The sequence below is a fragment of the Pseudomonas sp. AL 58 genome, from assembly GCF_036348395.1.
GTDB classification, from domain to species: Bacteria; Pseudomonadota; Gammaproteobacteria; order Pseudomonadales; family Pseudomonadaceae; genus Aquipseudomonas; species Aquipseudomonas defluvii.
The window spans coordinates 32,382-50,054 of the sequence record NZ_JAZBQR010000002.1; the positions used below are offsets into that span (position 1 = coordinate 32,382).

Annotated in this window: 15 protein-coding genes, 1 pseudogene and 1 riboswitch; of the genes and pseudogenes, 9 read left to right on the top strand and 7 right to left on the bottom strand. The window is 61.0% G+C overall.

Annotation, left to right across the window (positions count from 1 at the left end; translation table 11 throughout):
- Positions 1-104: 104 nt before the first annotated feature.
- From UIA24_RS00565 to UIA24_RS00575, 3 genes are read left to right on the top strand one after another with little or no spacing between them, the layout of a single operon-like run.
- Positions 105-287, top strand: coding sequence for a CPXCG motif-containing cysteine-rich protein (locus tag UIA24_RS00565; protein WP_065759153.1), 183 nt, complete (start codon positions 105-107; stop codon positions 285-287).
- Entirely contained in the window at positions 287-547 is a 261-nt protein-coding gene (locus UIA24_RS00570) for a putative signal transducing protein (RefSeq protein ID WP_102051847.1), read from the top strand. The genes UIA24_RS00565 and UIA24_RS00570 overlap by 1 nt, the downstream gene beginning before the upstream one ends.
- Before the next feature lie 12 nt (positions 548-559).
- Positions 560-1,180 (top strand): SOS response-associated peptidase, encoded by a 621-nt coding sequence (locus tag UIA24_RS00575; RefSeq protein WP_065759151.1) that lies wholly within the window; start codon positions 560-562, stop codon positions 1,178-1,180.
- Positions 1,181-1,234: 54 nt separating this feature from the next.
- On the opposite strand, the gene UIA24_RS23150 is transcribed toward UIA24_RS00575, so the two are convergent.
- Positions 1,235-2,077: a methyl-accepting chemotaxis protein gene (locus tag UIA24_RS23150; RefSeq protein ID WP_371917185.1), complete on the bottom strand. Its 843-nt coding sequence runs from the start codon at positions 2,075-2,077 to the stop codon at positions 1,235-1,237.
- Between the two features lie 12 nt (positions 2,078-2,089).
- Positions 2,090-3,376, bottom strand: a pseudogene (locus UIA24_RS23155) (HAMP domain-containing protein); the annotation flags it as partial.
- A gap of 154 nt (positions 3,377-3,530) precedes the next feature.
- On the opposite strand from UIA24_RS23155, the gene UIA24_RS00585 reads away from it, so the two are divergent.
- Positions 3,531-4,349 carry a M48 family metallopeptidase gene (locus tag UIA24_RS00585; protein WP_065759149.1) on the top strand — a complete coding sequence of 273 codons (819 nt, stop codon included), beginning with the start codon at positions 3,531-3,533 and terminating at the stop codon, positions 4,347-4,349.
- Between the two features lie 78 nt (positions 4,350-4,427).
- Here the strand turns inward: UIA24_RS00585 and UIA24_RS00590 are convergent, their stop codons facing one another.
- The 5 genes from UIA24_RS00590 to UIA24_RS00610 all read right to left on the bottom strand — a co-directional run bounded on the left by UIA24_RS00590 (position 4,428) and on the right by UIA24_RS00610 (position 8,425).
- Positions 4,428-5,015, bottom strand: a complete 588-nt coding sequence (locus tag UIA24_RS00590) for a TMEM165/GDT1 family protein (RefSeq protein ID WP_065759148.1) — start codon at positions 5,013-5,015, stop codon at positions 4,428-4,430.
- A gap of 87 nt (positions 5,016-5,102) precedes the next feature.
- Positions 5,103-5,223, bottom strand: a riboswitch (yybP-ykoY riboswitch).
- A 37-nt stretch (positions 5,224-5,260) separates the two neighbouring features.
- Entirely contained in the window at positions 5,261-6,259 is a 999-nt protein-coding gene (locus UIA24_RS00595; RefSeq protein WP_102051848.1) for a class I SAM-dependent methyltransferase, read from the bottom strand.
- Between the two features lie 48 nt (positions 6,260-6,307).
- Positions 6,308-7,273: a 2-hydroxyacid dehydrogenase gene (locus tag UIA24_RS00600; RefSeq protein WP_102051849.1), complete on the bottom strand. Its 966-nt coding sequence runs from the start codon at positions 7,271-7,273 to the stop codon at positions 6,308-6,310.
- 106 nt (positions 7,274-7,379) lie between these two features.
- The gene (locus UIA24_RS00605) at positions 7,380-7,781 is read right to left on the bottom strand and encodes a MerR family transcriptional regulator (RefSeq protein WP_330521931.1); all 402 of its coding nucleotides are present in this window, start codon (positions 7,779-7,781) and stop codon (positions 7,380-7,382) included.
- 68 nt (positions 7,782-7,849) lie between these two features.
- Positions 7,850-8,425 carry an NAD(P)H-dependent oxidoreductase gene (locus tag UIA24_RS00610; RefSeq protein WP_102051851.1) on the bottom strand — a complete coding sequence of 192 codons (576 nt, stop codon included), beginning with the start codon at positions 8,423-8,425 and terminating at the stop codon, positions 7,850-7,852.
- A gap of 152 nt (positions 8,426-8,577) precedes the next feature.
- On the opposite strand from UIA24_RS00610, the gene UIA24_RS00615 reads away from it, so the two are divergent.
- The 5 genes from UIA24_RS00615 (at position 8,578) to UIA24_RS00635 (ending at position 17,553) form a co-directional block, all read left to right on the top strand.
- Positions 8,578-9,207, top strand: coding sequence for a LysE family translocator (locus UIA24_RS00615; RefSeq protein WP_065759143.1), 630 nt, complete (start codon positions 8,578-8,580; stop codon positions 9,205-9,207).
- Positions 9,208-9,343: 136 nt separating this feature from the next.
- Positions 9,344-11,026: a fatty acid--CoA ligase gene (locus UIA24_RS00620; RefSeq protein WP_330521932.1), complete on the top strand. Its 1,683-nt coding sequence runs from the start codon at positions 9,344-9,346 to the stop codon at positions 11,024-11,026.
- A gap of 301 nt (positions 11,027-11,327) precedes the next feature.
- Complete coding sequence (locus tag UIA24_RS00625; protein ID WP_102051854.1) at positions 11,328-13,205, top strand: DUF1302 domain-containing protein; 1,878 nt, start codon at positions 11,328-11,330, stop codon at positions 13,203-13,205.
- 27 nt (positions 13,206-13,232) lie between these two features.
- Positions 13,233-14,597, top strand: a complete 1,365-nt coding sequence (locus UIA24_RS00630) for a DUF1329 domain-containing protein (protein WP_065759140.1) — start codon at positions 13,233-13,235, stop codon at positions 14,595-14,597.
- 235 nt (positions 14,598-14,832) lie between these two features.
- Positions 14,833-17,553 (top strand): LuxR C-terminal-related transcriptional regulator, encoded by a 2,721-nt coding sequence (locus UIA24_RS00635; protein WP_330521933.1) that lies wholly within the window; start codon positions 14,833-14,835, stop codon positions 17,551-17,553.
- The last annotated feature ends 120 nt before the right edge of the window (positions 17,554-17,673 follow it).

Here is a 17,673-nt window from a genome sequence, read left to right on the forward strand (position 1 = left end):
GCTAGGGTAATAGTAAGGCCTGGGTCTGAAAAAAACGGCTCAGACACGCAAAGGGCTTGTAAACAGACCGGTGATTATACGCACAAGTCACGCTGGAGGCCGCGATGCTGGAGACTGAGTTCCATGATTGCCCCTACTGTGGGGAGGAGTTTGAAGCGGTGCTCGATCTGTCGGGCGGCGATCAGGAGTATGTCGAGGACTGCCCCGTATGTTGTCGACCGATCGTGTTCATGCTGCAGGTTCACGATGGCGAGTGGATGCTCGATCTAAAACGCGAGGACGAGTGATGCAACGGATCTATGAGCCGGAGAATCTGCTTGAGGCTGAATTGCTCTTTGGCATGTTGGTCAGCGAAGGTATCGACGTGCATCTTGCGGGTCGCCACCTGCTGGGCGGTGTCGGCGAGCTTCCCATGCAGGGGCTGCTGGGTTTGACGGTGCCGGACGAGCAGGCAGAGCGCGCACGTCGGCTGATCGCCGAGTACAATGTTGCCCAACCCCTCGCGGGTGATGAACCGGAGAGCCTCCCCGGTATTCTGATTTGCTAGGTTGCCTGCCCCATGTGTGGACGTTACGCCCTGTTTCGCTGGTCTTCGGCCTTTGCCGCCTTGCCTGGCTTTCCCGCCGACCAGCAGGCGCAGTGGAACATTTCGCCCGGTGCGTCAGTGCTGATACAGCGCCGTGTCGACGGTAACCTGGAGCTTGCCAGGGCGCGTTGGGGGCTGACGCCGGCCTGGCTGACCGACCTGTCGCGCACACCGGCTCATGCGCGCGCCGAAACCCTGGCAGAGCAGCCAATGTTCCGCGACGCCTTCCGTTTGCGCCGTTGTCTGATGCCGGCCAACGGCTTTTACGAATGGCGCGGTTCAGTGCGCAAGCGGCCTTACTGGTTGACGCCGGGGGAAGGGGCTTCGCTATTCTTTGCGGCTGTCTGGGAAGCCTATCCGGTGCAGGAGCAGGTGTGGCTGAGCACGGCAGTGGTAACCCAGGCTGCGATGAGCCAGCGTCGGCCGCTCATTCTGGACGAGGCTGGCCAGGCTGCCTGGCTGAACCCCGAAACGCCGCTGGCCGAGCTGCATAGCCTGCTGGCCAGCCCTGCCGCGGCACTGCGTGAACGGGTGCTGGCGAACCTGGTCAATGACCCCAAGCTCAATGCGCCGGAGTGCCTGACGCCGGCGTAAGGCCGGCGCTAAAGCAGCACAGGCCCTCTGCGCAGGTGCCTGGTCGTCTGAGGCTCAGACCTTGAACTGGTTGATCAGCCGCCGCTGCTGTTCAGCCAGTTTGGTCAGTTCGGCGCTGGCGTTGCTGGACTCGTCCGCACCACCGGCGACCTCGTTGGCCACCTGGCCGATGTTGATCACGTTGCGGTTGATGTCTTCGGCCACCGCACTTTGTTCTTCCGCCGCGCTGGCGATCTGGTTGTTCATGTCGTTGATCACCGAAACGGCCTGGGTGATGCTCTCCAGCGCTTCGGCTGCCTTGGCTGCCTGTTGCACGCTGTCGTCGGTCTTGCCCTGGCTGTCTTCCATGACCTTGACGACATCGCGGGTGCCTTGCTGCAACTGCTGAATCATCTGCTGGATTTCTTCGGTGGCCTTCTGGGTTTTCTGTGCCAGGTTGCGTACTTCGTCGGCGACCACCGCAAAGCCGCGACCTTGCTCACCCGCACGGGCGGCTTCGATGGCTGCGTTCAGGGCCAGCAGGTTGGTCTGCTCGGCGATGGCGCGGATCGCCACCAGAATGGCGTTGATGTTCTCGCTGTCGCGGGCCAGGTTTTGCACGACCCCCACCGCACGGCCTATTTCATTGGCCAGTGCACTGATCGAGTTGGAGGTGCTGCGCACGATCTGCAGGCCTTCGTTGGCGGCCTGGTCGGCGCTGCTGGCGGCTTGGGCTGCATGGGTTGCGTTACGGGCCACGTCCTGCGCTGTGGCGGTCATTTCATGTACTGCCGTGGCTACCAGGTCGATTTCGGCCATTTGCTTGTGCACACCCTGGTTGGTGCGAATGGCGATATCGGCGGTGTGTTCAGAGGAGTCGCTGACTTTCTGTACCGAGCTGACCACCTGAGTGATCATTGCCTGCAGTTTACTCAGAAAGGTGTTGAAGCCTTTGGCAATGGCGCCGAGTTCGTCGCTGCGATCACTGGTCAGTCGCCGGGTCAGGTCACCTTCACCCTGAGCGATGTCGTTGAGCATGGCCACCATCTGCCGCAAGGGTCGTGCGATACCGTGGGCCAGCAGCCAGATCACCAACAGGCCGAGTGCGGCGATAGTCAGGCCGACCAGGGTCATTCCGGTGATATCAGTGGCCCGTTGTGCACTCAAGTCGCTCTGCAGCTTATCCAGCTCGGCCATCACCGCGCTGATTGGCAATTGCAGCATCAGGGTCCAGCGAGCGTCGGTATTGCCGATGCGAAACGGCAAGAACAGCTCGATCTGGCCGTTGCTACGGTCAATCTCGTAACGCAGGTTATCGCCGGTCAGGCTATTCAATGCCTGAGCTTTATTGGCGCCAAGCACATCGCTGGCTTTTTCGCCGAACTTGCTTTCGTCCTTGGTGTAGGCCACCAGGCGTCCGTTGCTGGACACCAGCGCGAGTTCACCGGCGCCATTGTAGAGTTGGCTGTCGGCGGCCTTGAGCATGTCCTGAATGAAGTTCACCGACAGGTCGGCACCCGCAATGCCCTGGAACTGACCGTCTACCATGATGGGCTCGATGAACGAAGCAAGCATGACCACCTTGTCACCCACCTTGTAGGGTGCAGGGTCGATGACACAGGCCTTTTTCGAGTCTTTCGAGCACAGGTAGTACTCGCTGGCGCGCACGCCCGTGGCTAGTTGTGTCGGGTCGTCGACATCGGCCAGTTTATCCACGCCCAGGCTACCGTCGTCGTTGCGGAACCACCAGGGCAGGAAGCGTCCGGTGGCGCTGTCGATGCCGATGATCGAGGTGCCGACGAAGCGCGCATCGTCGTGGTCCAGCGCGTTGGGCTCCCAGCCGAGATAGCTACCGAGGATCAGTGGGTTGCTTGCTACGGTCTGCTTGACCATGGCGATCAGTTGTTCACGCTCGATGTTCAGCAGAGGCTTACCCGTAGCGTCTTTCATGCCCAGCATGGCGTTGCTGGTCGCCAGGCTGCGGGCGATCAGCAGCGGCGCTTCGAGGCCGCGCTGAATCTGGCTGACCTGGGTGCTCGCCAGCGCTGTCAGGCGTTGTTCAATGACGGTTTCGAACTGCTGCTGGGTGCGGCTTTGTACCAGCGTCTGAGTCCGTGCGCCGGAAAACACGGCGTACAGCACCAGTGCAGCAACGATGCTCAACACGATGGCGCCAGCAAGGGCTGCCACGGAAAACTGGATCGACTTGAACTTCATCAGGGGCTCCGAGCACACGTAATGGCGTCTGCACCGCGTTATCGGCCCGAAGTGTGAAAAGCATGAGTGCCGTTCGTGAAATGTTCGCGAACGGCAATAGCGTAGTTATCCTAGTCGGCCTAGGATACGCAGCGTGTTTGAATGGAGTGTTTTCATGCGTAAGTTATTTGTAATGGGTGCCTTGAGTGCCAGCGTCCTGCTCAGTGGTTGCCAGGCAATCAATACCACCAGCGGCGGAGCGGTCGGTGTCGAGCGCAAGCAGTACATGTTCAGCATGCTCTCGACCGATGAAGTCAATCAGATGTACGCCCAGTCTTACCAGCAAACCCTCGGCGAAGCGTCGAGCCAAGGCGTGCTCGACAAGACCAGCAGCAATGCGCGCCGCGTTCAGGCCATCGCTGATCGCCTGATTGCCCAGGCACCACAGTTCCGTCCCGATGCTGCGCAGTGGAAGTGGGAAGTCAACCTGATCCAGAGTGACGAGCTCAACGCCAACTGCGGGCCTGGCGGCAAGATCATTTTCTACAGCGGCCTGATCGACAAGCTGAAACTCAGCGACGATGAAATTGCTGCGGTCATGGGCCATGAAATCGCTCACGCCCTGCGTGAACATGGACGTGAAGCCATGTCCAAGGCGTATGGCATTGAAATGGCCAAACAAGGTGCCGGCGCATTGCTCGGCCTGGGCCAGGACAGCATGGCGCTGGCCGATACCGTGGTGCAGTACAGCCTGACACTGCCCAATAGCCGCGACAATGAAAACGAAGCTGACCTGATTGGCCTGGAACTGGCCGCGCGAGCCGGTTACAACCCGAATGCCGCGATCACCTTGTGGAACAAGATGAACCAGGCGTCGGGTGGTGCATCGCAGCCTGAGTTCATGAGTACTCACCCGGCGTCCAGCAGCCGGATTGCTGCGCTGCAAGCGGCCATCCCGAAAGTGATGCCGCTGTACCAGCAAGCCAAGCGATAACGCCATACCCCTTGCAAGCAATGAACGCCGCGCCTCCTGGTTGAGGCGCGGCTCCATCCCCGAGCACAGGCGCTTGTGTCAGCTTATCCAGCCGCTGACTTGCATCGCCGAGTACACCGCTACTGCGGCCAGCACGAAGAAGGCTGCGGCTGCCAGGCGACGGATCAGCGTCAGTGGCAGTTTTTCGGCCGCAAAGTTGCCTGCCAGTACCACGGGCACGTTGGCAATCAGCATCCCCAGGGTCGTCCCTAGAATGACCAGGATCAGGTGAGGGTACTGGGCGGCCAGCATCACGGTGGCCACTTGGGTCTTGTCACCGATCTCGGCAATGAAGAATGCAATCAGCGTGGTCAGGAACGGGCCGAAGCGTCGTGCCGTGCTGCCTTCGTCATCGTCCATCTTGTCTGGAACCAGGGTCCACAGGGCAGTGGCGGCAAAGCAGGCTGCGAGGATCCAGTGCAAGGTCACGGCGGAGAAGAAACTGCTGACCCATGCACCCACCGCACCCGCGGCGGCGTGGTTGGCCAGGGTTGCGGCGATGATACCGGCAATGATTGGCCAGGGTTTACGGAAGCGAGCCGCAAGGATGAGCGCGAGCAGTTGGGTCTTGTCGCCAATTTCAGCGAGCGCGACGATTGCGGTTGGGACTAGCAATGATTCCAGCATCAGGATTCCTACGGGGGCGGGTCGACACGGCTATGACACGTACGACCTCCCCGCCCCGGGTAAGGTGTGCGTGTCATAGGTCTTGTCAAACCCTGGGCTCGCTTTGCGGGCCGTGGGTCGCACGCGCCATGGTCTGTGGACCAAGTATGTTGACGCGTACCGGGCGAGCAGGGCGCTCGCGGGAGACTACTCCCCTAGGACGGAGCGGATTCTGCCTAGGCCAAGCCGATTCGGCAAGTGCTGTTTTAACTGCGGGTTGCCTGGTAGATCCGAAAGCCCTGTGCTTCGATGCGCAGCTGGCAGTTACCCAGCGCAGCCTCGATCAGCGGTTGATAGCGCAGGAAGTTGTTGGCGACCAAGCGCAGTTCTCCACCTTTTTTCAGGTGTTTGGCTGATTTTTGCAGCAGGTTCTCCGATGTCTGGTAGTGAGTGTGCACCCCGGTATGGAACGGCGGATTGCTCAGGATCAGGTCCAGATTGTCGGGGGCGGCGTCGATACCGTCACCACAGATGACCTCACCGTCCAGGCCGTTGGCGGCCAGGGTCAGGCGGCTGCTCTCGACGGCGAAGGCATCCACGTCGAGCAGGGTCACCTGGCTCTGTGGATAACGGCGTTTGACCACTGCGCCGAGCACGCCGGCACCGCAACCGAAGTCCAGCACATGGCCGACCGGTAGCTGCTCCAGGTGTTCGAGCAGCAGTGCGCTGCCGCGGTCGAGCCGGCCATGGCTGAACACGCCCGGCAGGCTGACCACGGTCAATGGGCCTTCGGCCAGCGGCAACTCGAAACGTTGAGCCAGGCTGTGCAGGTTTGGCGCTTCAGGCACGTTATCGACGGTCACCTGCCACAGTTGGCAATGGCGAGCACTGTCGAGTTTGCGCGGTTTGCCGAAGGCCTGCAGTTGCTTGGCCGCGCCCTCGATGCCGCCGCGTTTTTCCCCCACCAGGTACAACTCGCGGCCCGCCAGGCGTGAGGCCAGCGCGTTGAGCAGGTAACTGGCCAATTCACGGGACTTGGGCAGAAACAGCACCGCCGCCTCGAATGGCTGGGGCGTGACCTCTACTCCAAAATGGCTGCGGCCGCTGAAGCGCGCCTGCAGCGCAGCCTGATCGCCAGCATGCCAGCTCCAGCCGTGGGCCGCAGGCAGTTGGCCGAGCAGGTCGTCGGCGGGCAAGCCGGCCAGCAACAGCGAACCCTGAAACAAGTCGGCCTGTCGAAGCAACACTTCACTGCGCGGGTCCATGGACGGCGGCTCCTGAAAAAGGGACGGAGTTTACCAGAAGCCTGGGTGTCAGCTGACAACCCGGCGTGGCTGGCCGGCAAAAAACGCCTGGGCGTTTTCGTGCAACTGCTCGACGATGCGCTGCCGCGCCTCGCGAGCACCCCAGGCGCTGTGTGGCGTGACGATCAGGCGCGGGACATCGGTGGCCAGCAATGGGTTGCCGTTAACGGGGGGCTCGACGCTCAACACATCCGTCGCAGCACCACCGAGATGACCCGAGCGCAATGCATCGGCCAGCGCCTGTTCGTCGATCAGCCCGCCACGGGCCGTGTTGACCACGAATGCACCGGGCCTGAGCAATGCCAGTTCACGGGCGCCGATCAGGTTGCGGGTGTTGTCAGTGAGTGGGCAGTGCAGGGTCAGTGCATGCACCTGTGGCAACAGTTCATCCAGCGGCAGGCGGTCTTCACGGGGTGGGCGTCCTGGCAGTTGGCCAAACAGCACGCGCATACCGAAGGCTTCGGCCAGGCGCGCCACCGCGCCACCCAGTTCGCCATGCCCGAGCATGCCCAGTGTCTTGCCTTCCAGTTCGACAATCGGGAAATCCAGCAGGCAGAACTGCTTCGCCTGCGCCCAGCGACCCGCGGCGACAGCCTGCTGGTAGTCCGTCAGGCGTGTGGCCAGGGCCAGCAACAGGGCCAGCGTGTGCTGGGCCACCGAGGGCGTGCCATAGCCCTGGCAGTTGCTGACGACAATGCCGTGGGCCCGTGCGGCGTTCAGGTCGACATTATTGGTGCCGGTGGCGGCTACCAGGATCAGCTTCAAGTCCGGGCAGGCGGCCAGTGTGGCGGCATCCAGCACGACTTTGTTGCTGATGGCCACGGTGGCCCCTTGCAGACGTTCAACAACCTGGTCCGCTGTGCTGGAAGGATACAGCTGCAACTCGGCGAAGCCTTCACGCAGCGTACCGAGGTCAAGGTCGCCCAGATCGAGGGAGCTGTGGTCGAGGAAAACAGCGCGGTGAGAGGTGTTCATCGAGGAAGGATTCCAGGTCGGCAGGAGGTATGAAAACACGGGCAACGGGGCCACTTGAGGATCTTAGCGCTCGCCAGCCGCCCAGGATACGTGGGGCTTTCGTATTTCAGCTCATCGCGGGTCGCGCCTGCTCCAAGCGGCTCAGCTCGAAGCTGCATTGCGCACGGGCGTCCTGAACGCTGGCTTCAAACTCCACCAGGCCATCATGCAGGCTTTGCAGCGTGTCGATCTGGGCGCGCAATTCGCGCTTTTTGTCGGCGATCGCCTGTTGGGCCAGGCCCCAGGGAATTTCCCCACCACGGTAATCCTGGAAAATCGCCTGCATTTCCTTGAGCTTGAAGCCCAGTTGCTGAGCGCATTTGATGAACGACAGCAGTTCGACACTCTGTTGGCTGTAGATCCGGTACTTGCCTTCGCGCACGGGCTCGGGCAGCAAACCGATCTTTTCATAGTGGCGGATGCATTTGACGGTGGTGCCTGAAAGCTGGGCTGCTTTGCCGATGTACATCGATAGTCCCTTCGTTCCTTGAAAAGTGGCAACGCACATGCCAACTCCCCGGCGCAGCCGTGCAGGCCTTAGCGACCGGCGAGGGTTCGGGTCTGGGCCAGCCAGGTTTCGCGCTGTGCCGGTGTCGAGCCAAGCATCGGCCCGAACGTCAGGGTGCGGGTCGGCTTGATGCCGCAGAACGCCAACGTGGTCTTGCGCATCTGGTGCAGGCCGGGCATGCGGTAGATCCAGCGGTAATACCACGGTGGCGTGTCCATCGTCACCAGCAGATGGGCCGTTCGTCCCTTGAGCAGCTTGTCCGGAAAAGCGGAGTCGCTGCGGTATTTGAAGGCGAACCCGGGCAGGAAGACCCGGTCGAAGAAGCCCTTGAGCAAGGCCGGAATGCCGCCCCACCAGATCGGGTAAACGAAGGTCAGGTGATCCGCCCAGAGAATCTGCTTCTGTGCCTCCAACAGGTCGGGCTCAAGTGCCTGGATTTCCTTGTAACCCTCATGCAGGACCGGATCGAAATCCAGTGCCGGGAGGTTCAGCAGGCGAACCTCGTGGCCTGCTTCGGTGGCGGCTTTGACATAGGTGTCGGTCAGCGCGGCACAAAAGCTGTCGGATGAGGGATGGCCAAGAACGACCAGAATACGTTTGCTCATGGTGACTCCAACTACAGGATGAAGTCGATGAGGGTAGAGTCTGCCCCTAACGGTAGAGTCAAGCAAAAAATCGTTGGTAACTGTGTCTGTTGCTCGGGGTATCGACTGGTCTAAGGTAGGCGCCTTACTTAAATCCGTGACAAGGAGTCCCCATGTATTGGGCTGAGTTTCTCACCGTTGCCCTGATTCACTTGCTGGCGGTCGCCAGCCCCGGCCCGGACTTCGCGGTCGTGGTTCGTGAAAGCGTGACCCATGGTCGACGTGCGGGTACCTGGACTGCATTTGGCGTGGGAACAGCGATCTTCCTGCATGTGGGCTATTCGCTGCTGGGTATCGGGCTGATCGTGTCGCAATCGATCATGCTGTTCAATGCGCTGAAGTGGTTGGCGGCGGCGTACCTCTTGTACATCGGCTTCAAGGCCTTGCGTGCCAGCCCCGCCAAGCCTGGTAGCGATGAGGTGCAGGCTGCAACGGTAGAGCGCACCCCGCGCGGTGCCTTTGTCGCCGGTTTCATGACCAACGGCCTGAACCCGAAAGCCACCTTGTTCTTCCTGTCGCTGTTCACGGTCGTCATCAACCCGCATACCCCCCTGCTGGTGCAGGCAGGTTACGGTGTGTACCTGGCACTGGCCACTGGCCTGTGGTTCTGCCTGGTGGCGATGTTGTTCAGCCAACAGCGGGTGCGTGCCGGTTTTGCCCGCATGGGGCACTGGTTCGACCGTGCCATGGGGGCTGTACTGGTGGCGCTGGGTATCAAGATCGCGTTTACCGAGATGCATTGATCGATGCCGTTGCCAGTAGGCCGCTGATCCCGGCGTCGTTCAAATCATTCCTTTGGCTGATTTGGACGGCGCAGCGGCGTTCTAAAGTGAAGGTCTGTTTTGACCCAGACCATGCACTTCAGAAAAGGGACACTTCATGTTGCAGACTCGCGTCATTGCCCCTGCCGAGGGCGCTTATGAGTACCCGTTGCTGATCAAGCGCTTGCTGATGTCTGGCGGCCGCTACGAGAAAACCCGCGAGATCGTTTACCGCGACCAGCTGCGCTACAGCTACCTCACCCTGAATGAGCGTATTGCAAGGTTGGCCAACGTATTGACCGAGGCTGGGGTCAAGGCGGGCGACACGGTGGCGGTGATGGACTGGGACAGCCACCGTTACCTGGAGTGCATGTTTGCCATTCCGATGATTGGTGCGGTGGTGCACACCATCAATGTGCGCCTGTCGCCGGAACAGATTCTCTACACGATGAATCACGCCGAAGACCGTTTCGTGCTGGTCAACAGTGATTTTGTCGGCCTTTATCAGGCTATTGCCGGTCACCTGACCACCGTTGAAAAGACGCTGCTGTTGACCGATGGCGAGTCAAAAAACGCCGAGTTGCCAAACCTGATCGGTGAGTACGAACAGCTGCTGGCTGCGGCCAGCCCGCGTTACGACTTCCCGGATTTCGATGAAAACTCGGTGGCAACGACGTTCTATACCACCGGCACGACCGGCAACCCGAAAGGGGTGTACTTCACGCACCGGCAACTGGTGCTGCACACCTTGGGTGCAGCGGCTGTGACCGGCAGCATCGACAGCGTCCGCCTGCTCGGCAGCAACGATGTGTACATGCCGATCACCCCGATGTTTCACGTGCATGCCTGGGGTATCCCTTATGTGGCGACCATGCTCGGTATCAAGCAGGTTTACCCTGGGCGTTACGACCCGGAGCTGCTGGTGGAGCTGTGGCGCAAGGAAAAGGTCACGTTCTCCCATTGCGTGCCGACCATCCTGCAGATGCTGCTCAACGCCAAGGGCGCGCAGGCCGAGGACTTTGCCGGCTGGAAGATCATCATCGGCGGCAGCGCCCTGAACCGTGCGCTATATGAGGCGGCCAAGGCCCGCGGTATCCAGCTCACGGCGGCTTATGGCATGTCGGAAACCTGCCCGCTGGTTTCCTGCGCTCACTTGAACGATGAGTTGCTCGCGGGCAACGAGGATGAGCGCATCACTTACCGGATCAAGGCCGGTGTACCGGTACCCCTGGTAGAGGCGGCGATCATCGACAGTGACGGCAACTTCCTGCCTGCTGACGGTGAGTCCCAGGGCGAGTTGGTGCTGCGAGCCCCTTGGCTGACCATGGGGTATTTCCGTGAGGAGCAGAAGGGCGCCGAGCTCTGGGACGGCGGCTGGTTGCACACCGGCGACGTGGCCACACTGGACAGCATGGGCGTGATCGACATTCGCGACCGGATCAAGGATGTGATCAAGACCGGCGGCGAGTGGGTGTCGTCCCTGGAGCTCGAAGACCTGATCAGTCGTCATTCTGCGGTGCGTGAGGTCGCGGTGGTCGGTATCGCCGATCCGCAGTGGGGGGAGCGGCCGTTCGCATTGTTGGTGGTGCGCGAGGGGCACAGCATTGACGCCAGGGGCCTCAAGGAGCACCTGAAACCGTTCGTGGAATTGGGCCATATCAACAAGTGGGCTATCCCCACTCAGATCGCCCTTGTTACCGAAATTCCCAAGACCAGTGTTGGCAAGCTCGACAAGAAGCGTATCCGCCTCGATGTCATGCAATGGCAGGCCAGTAACAGCACCTTTCTTTCCACGCTCTGAGCCCCCGGGGTTCGCGCCGGTCGCGGTGCGAACCCCGAGCCAGACACCTCGCGACTTGTAAAACGGTAATTTTCAGCCATGCTTGGCGCCGCTCAGGCAGGGGTAGGCCCATTAGGGCCATGCCTGCCTGCTTGTACACAACAAATCACACTTTAGAGGGATCAAGCCCTGGTACCTGCTGGCTATAGTCGGCCCAGGGGATTTTTAGGAACGGGGGGGACGTGCAATTGAGCATGTATTCCATTGCGCCGTTTTTAGAAGGACTCACTGCCATAAAAATAAAGAACATGGAGTAGCGTCGATGACATCTGCACATCTGTTTTGGCGTCGGGCAAAACTGCCTTTGGCCGTCAGCCTCGCTTCTACGCTCGCTGGCCCTGCATTCGGCGTCAGTTTCAACATCGGTGAAATCGAAGGCCAGTTCGATTCGTCGCTGTCCGTTGGGGCTAGCTGGTCGACAGCCAAGCCGAACGAGAACCTGATCGGCGTCAACAACGGCGGCAAGGGGCTTTCGCAGACTTCTGACGATGGCCACCTGAACTTCAAGCGCGGTGAGACCTTCTCGAAGATCTTCAAGGGCATCCATGACCTGGAGTTGAAGTACGGCGATACCGGCGTATTCGTGCGCGGCAAGTACTGGTACGACTTCGAACTCAAGGATGAGCACCGCGAGTTCAAGGACATCAGCGACTCCAACCGCAAGGAAGGCGCACAGTCTTCTGGCGGGCAGATTCTTGATGCCTTCGTGTACCACAACTATTCCATCGCCGATCAACCCGGTTCGGTACGCCTGGGCAAGCAGGTGGTGAGCTGGGGTGAGAGTACTTTTATCGGTAACGGCATCAACTCGATCAACCCGATTGATGTGGCGGCTTTCCGTCGGCCAGGCGCCGAGGTGAAGGAGGGCCTGATCCCGGTCAACATGTTCTATGTTTCCCAGAGCCTGACCGACAACCTGTCTGCCGAAGCGTTCTACCAGATCGAGTGGGACCAGACCGTAGTGGACAACTGCGGCACCTTCTTCTCGCAGCCGGACATCATCGCGGATGGTTGCTCGAACAACCTGCGCCTGCTGAACAGCAGCCGTAGCGTTCCCGGGGCGGCTTTGCCCTTGCTTGCGGCCAATGGTGTCGATATCAACGAGGAAGGTGTGCTGGTGCGCCGCAGTGCCGACCGCGATGCGCGTGACAGCGGTCAGTTCGGGGTGGCGTTCCGCTACATGTTCGAACCGCTGGATACCGAATTCGGCGCGTACTTCATGAACTACCACAGCCGTGCGCCTATTTTCAGTGCTACCGGCGCAGACCCTTCGGTGTATCAGGCGGCCGGCAATTTTGGACGCTTGGCTCCGTTGGTTGTTGCCGGGAACTCCAGTTACTTTGTCGAGTATCCCGAGGACATTCGTCTATACGGGCTGAGCTTCTCGACCACCTTGCCTACTGGCACGGCCTGGAGTGGTGAAATCAGCTACCGGCCAAACGCTCCGGTGCAGCTCAATACCACCGATATCCTGTACTCCGCTGTGGTGCCGCTGGGTGGCCCATACACCAATGCCTCCCTGCTGACCGGCGTGCCGGGCGAGGACCAGCACGGCTACCGTCGCAAGGAAGTCACCCAGTTCCAGACCACCCTGACTCACTTCTTCGATCAGGTCATGGGCGCCAGCCGCCTGACCGTTGTCGGCGAGTTGGGGGTTACCCATGTGGGTGGCCTGGAGGACTCCAGCAAACTGCGTTATGGCCGTGACCCGGTCTACGGCCCAGGCCCGCTACCGGCCACTGGTGGGCTGAATACCTGCTCGGCAATTCTCAACACCGGCACAATCAACGGTGCGGGCCCAGGTGCCTCAACTGCCAACCTCAGCCGCAATTGCGAAGATGACGGTTTCACCACCAGCACCTCCTGGGGCTACCGCGCGCGCGCCATCTGGGATTACAACGACGTCTTTGCCGGGGTCAACCTCAAGCCGAACATCGCCTGGTCCCATGACGTTTCCGGCTACTCCCCAGGCCCTGGCGGCAACTTCGAGGAAGGCCGTAAAGCCGTCAGCCTGGGCCTGGATGCCGAGTACCAGAACACCTACACCACCAGCCTGTCGTACACCAACTTCTTTGATGGCAAGTACACCACGGTGGACGACCGCGACTTCATCGCCCTCAGTTTCGGCGTGAACTTTTAAGCGCACTGATTCAGGAAGAGCACAACTATGAAAACAACCAAGAGTTTGCTGCAAGCCGGTGTGCTGGGCCTGACCCTGCTGGCCAGCAGCGTCATGGCCGCCGTTCCCGCCAGCGAAGCCGCCAAGCTCGGCGCCAGCCTGACACCGATGGGGGCTGAAAAGGGCCCTAACGCCAATGGTTCGATCCCGGCCTGGAGCCCGTTGCCGAAAACCGCCGGCTCGGTGGATGCCAAAGGGTTCCTCGCCGACCCTTACGGTAACGAGAAGCCGCTGTTCACCATCACGGCGCAGAACGTCGATCAGTACAAAGACAAGCTGGCGCCGGGCCAGGTCGCGATGTTCAAGCGCTACCCTGACACCTACACGATTCCGGTCTACCCGACGCACCGTGGTTCCACCGTTCCCGACGAGGTGTTTGCGGCGATCAAGGAAAACGCCACCGCCACCAAGCTGGTGCAGGGCGGTAACGGCCTTGAGAACTTCAAGACAGCCATTCCGTTCCCGATTCCACAGAGTGGCGTAGAGGTCATCTGGAACCACATCACCCGTTATCGCGGTGGCAGCGTGACCCGCCTGGTGACCCAGGCCACCCCTCAGGCCAACGGTTCGTACAGCCTGGTGTACTTCCAGGACCAGTTCGTTTTCCGCGACAAGATGAAGGATTACGACCCGAACAACCCGGGCAACATCCTCTTCTACTTCAAGCAGAAAGTGACGGCGCCAGCGCGTCTGGCCGGTGGTGTGCTACTGGTTCACGAAACCCTCGACCAGGTCAAGGAACCGCGCCTGGCGTGGGTCTACAACGCCGGTCAGCGTCGTGTGCGGCGTGCCCCGCAAGTGTCCTATGACGGTCCGGGTACGGCGGCGGATGGCTTGCGTACCTCCGACAACCTGGACATGTACAACGGCGCGCCGGATCGCTACGACTGGAAGCTTGAAGGCAAGAAGGAGATGTACATCGCCTCCAACAGCTACAAGCTCGACTCGCCGAACCTGAAGTACGCGGACATCCTCAAGGCCGGTCACATCAACCAGGACCTGACCCGTTATGAGCTGCGCCGTGTCTGGCATGTGGTGGCAACCCTCAAGCCCGGTCAGCGTCATATCTATGCCAAACGTGACTTCTACATTGACGAAGACACCTGGCAGGCGGCAGTGATCGACCACTACGACGGTCGCGGCCAGCTGTGGCGTGTGGCGGAAGCCCATTCCCAGGACTACTACAACGTTCAGGTGCCGTGGTACACCCTCGAGACGATCTACGACCTGCAGTCCGGTCGTTACCTGGCGCTGGGCATGAAGAACGAAGAGAAGAAAGCCTACGACTTCGGCTTCACGGCCAACACCAGTGACTTCACCCCTGCAGCGCTTCGCCAGGACGGCGTGCGCTGACGCTGTAACTCCGTGTGATCCCCAGAACGCCCCGGCTTGCCGGGGCGTTTCTGTTTGCGCCGGTCGCCTGGCTGGCAATTCGTCGGTAGCTGATGCGATGTGCGCGCGGGGCACTGACTTTTTTTGTTGTAGTCTTTTTTGGGTAATACGCGGCAATTGTCTTCAAATGTGCAGGGTAAGCCGTTAGTCTGCCCTGATCCGTTCTGCCGACAATCCAAACCAAAACGAGCCGGTCATGACTGATCTGTCCCGCACGCAAGGATTTTCCAGCCTGGCCGTCAGCGCCCTGGAGGGACGTTTCTATCGTCCGCCATTGCCCGACGCCCATGTGCCGCGCCCGAGGCTGTGCCAGCGTTTGCAGGCCGGATTGGGCGGGCGCCTGTTGTTGGTCAGCGCACCGGCCGGTTTCGGTAAAAGCTCGCTTGCGGTGGAGTTCTGTCAGGGCCTGCCATCCCACTGGCAAAGTCTGTGGTTGAGCCTGAACCGACGCGACAGCGATCCGGGGCGTTTCCTTGAGCGCCTGCTTGAAGGGCTTCAGCATTACTGCCCGGCTCTGGGCGCCCAGGCCTTGGGCTTGTTGAAAATGCGCCAGCGGCATCAGCCATTCGCTTTCGAGGAGTGGCTCGACGGCCTGCTGGATGACCTCAGCCGGCATTTGCAGCCCAACAACCCGCTGTTGGTGGTGCTGGACGATTACCACTTGGCACAGGGGCCGGTGCTCGACCGTTGCCTGCAGTTCTTTCTCAACCATCTGCCGCCGGGGCTGGTGCTATTGGTCACCAGTCGTCAGCGCCCTGACTGGCACCTGGCGCGTCTGCGTTTGTCGCGCCAGTTGTGTGAGCTCAATGAACAAGACCTGCGCCTGACGCCGGACGAATCCCATGCGGTGCTCGTACAGCACCCTACAGCCCTGCGCGGTCAGGCCCTGGACAACCTGATCCAGCGCAGCGACGGCTGGGTCGCCGGCCTGCGATTCTGGCTGCTGGCAGCCAGCGAATCCGGTACCGACAACGCCTTGCCCCAAGCCCTGCATGGCGGGGAGGGGTTGATTCGTGATTACCTGCTTGAAGAGGTGATCGACTGCCTGCCCAGTGAGGTCCAGGCGTTCCTCTACGACACGGCCTGTCAGGAGCGGTTCTGTAGTGAACTCTGCGATGCCCTGCGCGAGAGCCATGACAGCGCCGACATTCTGCGTTTTCTGCAGGCGCATCAGGTGTTCCTGGTGCCGCTGGACGAGAACGGTCGCTGGTTCCGTTACCACCACCTGTTTTCCGACCTGCTGCGTAGCCGGCCGACCAGCTTGCCGCTGCCGAGCCTGCATCTGCGCGCCTGTCGCTGGTTCCACAGCCAGGGATTGCTCGATGAGGCTGTCGAGCAGGCGCTGCGTGCCGGGCATCTGGACGTAGCCGCCAACCTGGTGCAGAACCTCTCGGAAGAGCAACTGCTGGCCGAACAGAACGTTGGCATGCTGCTGCGCTGGAAGATGGACTTGCCCGACAGCCTGCTGGTCAGTACGCCACGGTTGATCGTGCTGTACAGCTGGGCGTTGGGGCTGGCCTGTCAGCTGGATGCCGCCGAAGAGCTGGCCAGTCACCTGAGCCGCTTTCTGCCGGCGCCGTCCGCCACGGCGCAAAAATCGATGCTGGCTCAGTGGCTGGCCTTGAGTGGGGTGATCGCCCGCGGGCGTGGTGACCGCGCGCGTACCTTGGCCTACTGCACCGAGGCCCTGCGCAGCCTGCCGCATAAGCGCTACGGGCAGCGGCTGGTGTGTTTGTCGACCTTGTCCAACCTGGCGATTGCCGATGGTGATTTCTGGCGTGCACGTGGCTGGAACCGTGAGGCCCTGGAGTTGGCCCAGCGGGTGGGCAACCCGTTATTCGAGGCCTTGGCTCATTACGACCGGGCGCGCGTGCTGCATGCCCGTGGCGAAATACTCCGGGCGCAGGATGAAGTGCGCCAGGGGCTGCAGCGCCTACAAGGGCTTTCGGCCCAGCGGTTGTACGCGGCACGCGCCCGCTTGACTCTGTACGAAGGGTATCTGCTGGCCGCGCGTCTGCAGCCCCAGGCGGGTCGCAGCCGCTTGCGCGCGGGAGTGGTCGAGGCGCGGGCGTGTCGGGACATCAGCGTGTTGATCGGCCATTGCATGATCGCCACGCTCGATGGCCGTGAAGGACGCTTTACCGAGGCGTATGCCGAGCTCGCCGAAGCCGAACGGCTGATGCATATCTGGGACGTGCCACCGATTTTCTATCTGGCAATGATCACCCTGGTCAAATGTGAGCTGTGGTTGGCGCAAGGGCGCATCGACCTGGCTGACGCCTGGTTGCAGCGCCTGGGGCAGACCTATGGCGGCAAACTGGCTGCCGCTGCACCAGAGTTTCACCCGCTGTTGCCGTTGCATATCGAGCTGCAGCAAGCACGTTTGGAGCGCGTACAGGGGCGCAACGAGCAGGCCGAGCAGCGCTTGCTGGCCTTGAATGAGCGGGGACAGGCCAACGGTGGGCAACTGCTGTGTGTCATGGCGTTGTGTCAGTTAGTGGCCTTGAAGCTGGCCGGCGGTCGCGAGAGCGAAGCCCGCAGCCTGTTTGTGCAAAGCCTGGACGCGGCGAAGGGCGGTACCCTGCAACCTTTCCAGATTCTGCTGAACGAACAACCGGGCTGGCTGCGCGAGCAACTGCTTGGGCAACCTGCCGGGCCGGTTCGAGCCAGTTTGCTGGCCTTGTTGCCGGCGCCTGAAAGCGACACCTCAGGGGCGCCCAGCGAGGCCTTGAGTGCGCGGGAGCTGGCAGTGCTGGAGCTGATCGCCCAGGGTTGCTCGAATCAGGAAATCAGCGAGCGCCTTTTCATCTCCCTGCACACGGTGAAAACCCACGCCAGCCATATCAACAGCAAGCTTGGCGTGGAGCGACGCACTCAGGCGGTGGCGCGCGCCAAGGCGTTGGGCCTGTTGAACTAGCGATAAACGATGCTTGGTGATTGCAGCAAGCTTTACGTTAACGTAAAAGAGCAGGAGTGGTGTCCTCGCCGTTTCCTTGGCGTGGGACTTGCTTGAATCGGACAATCCGATCCGGAGCAG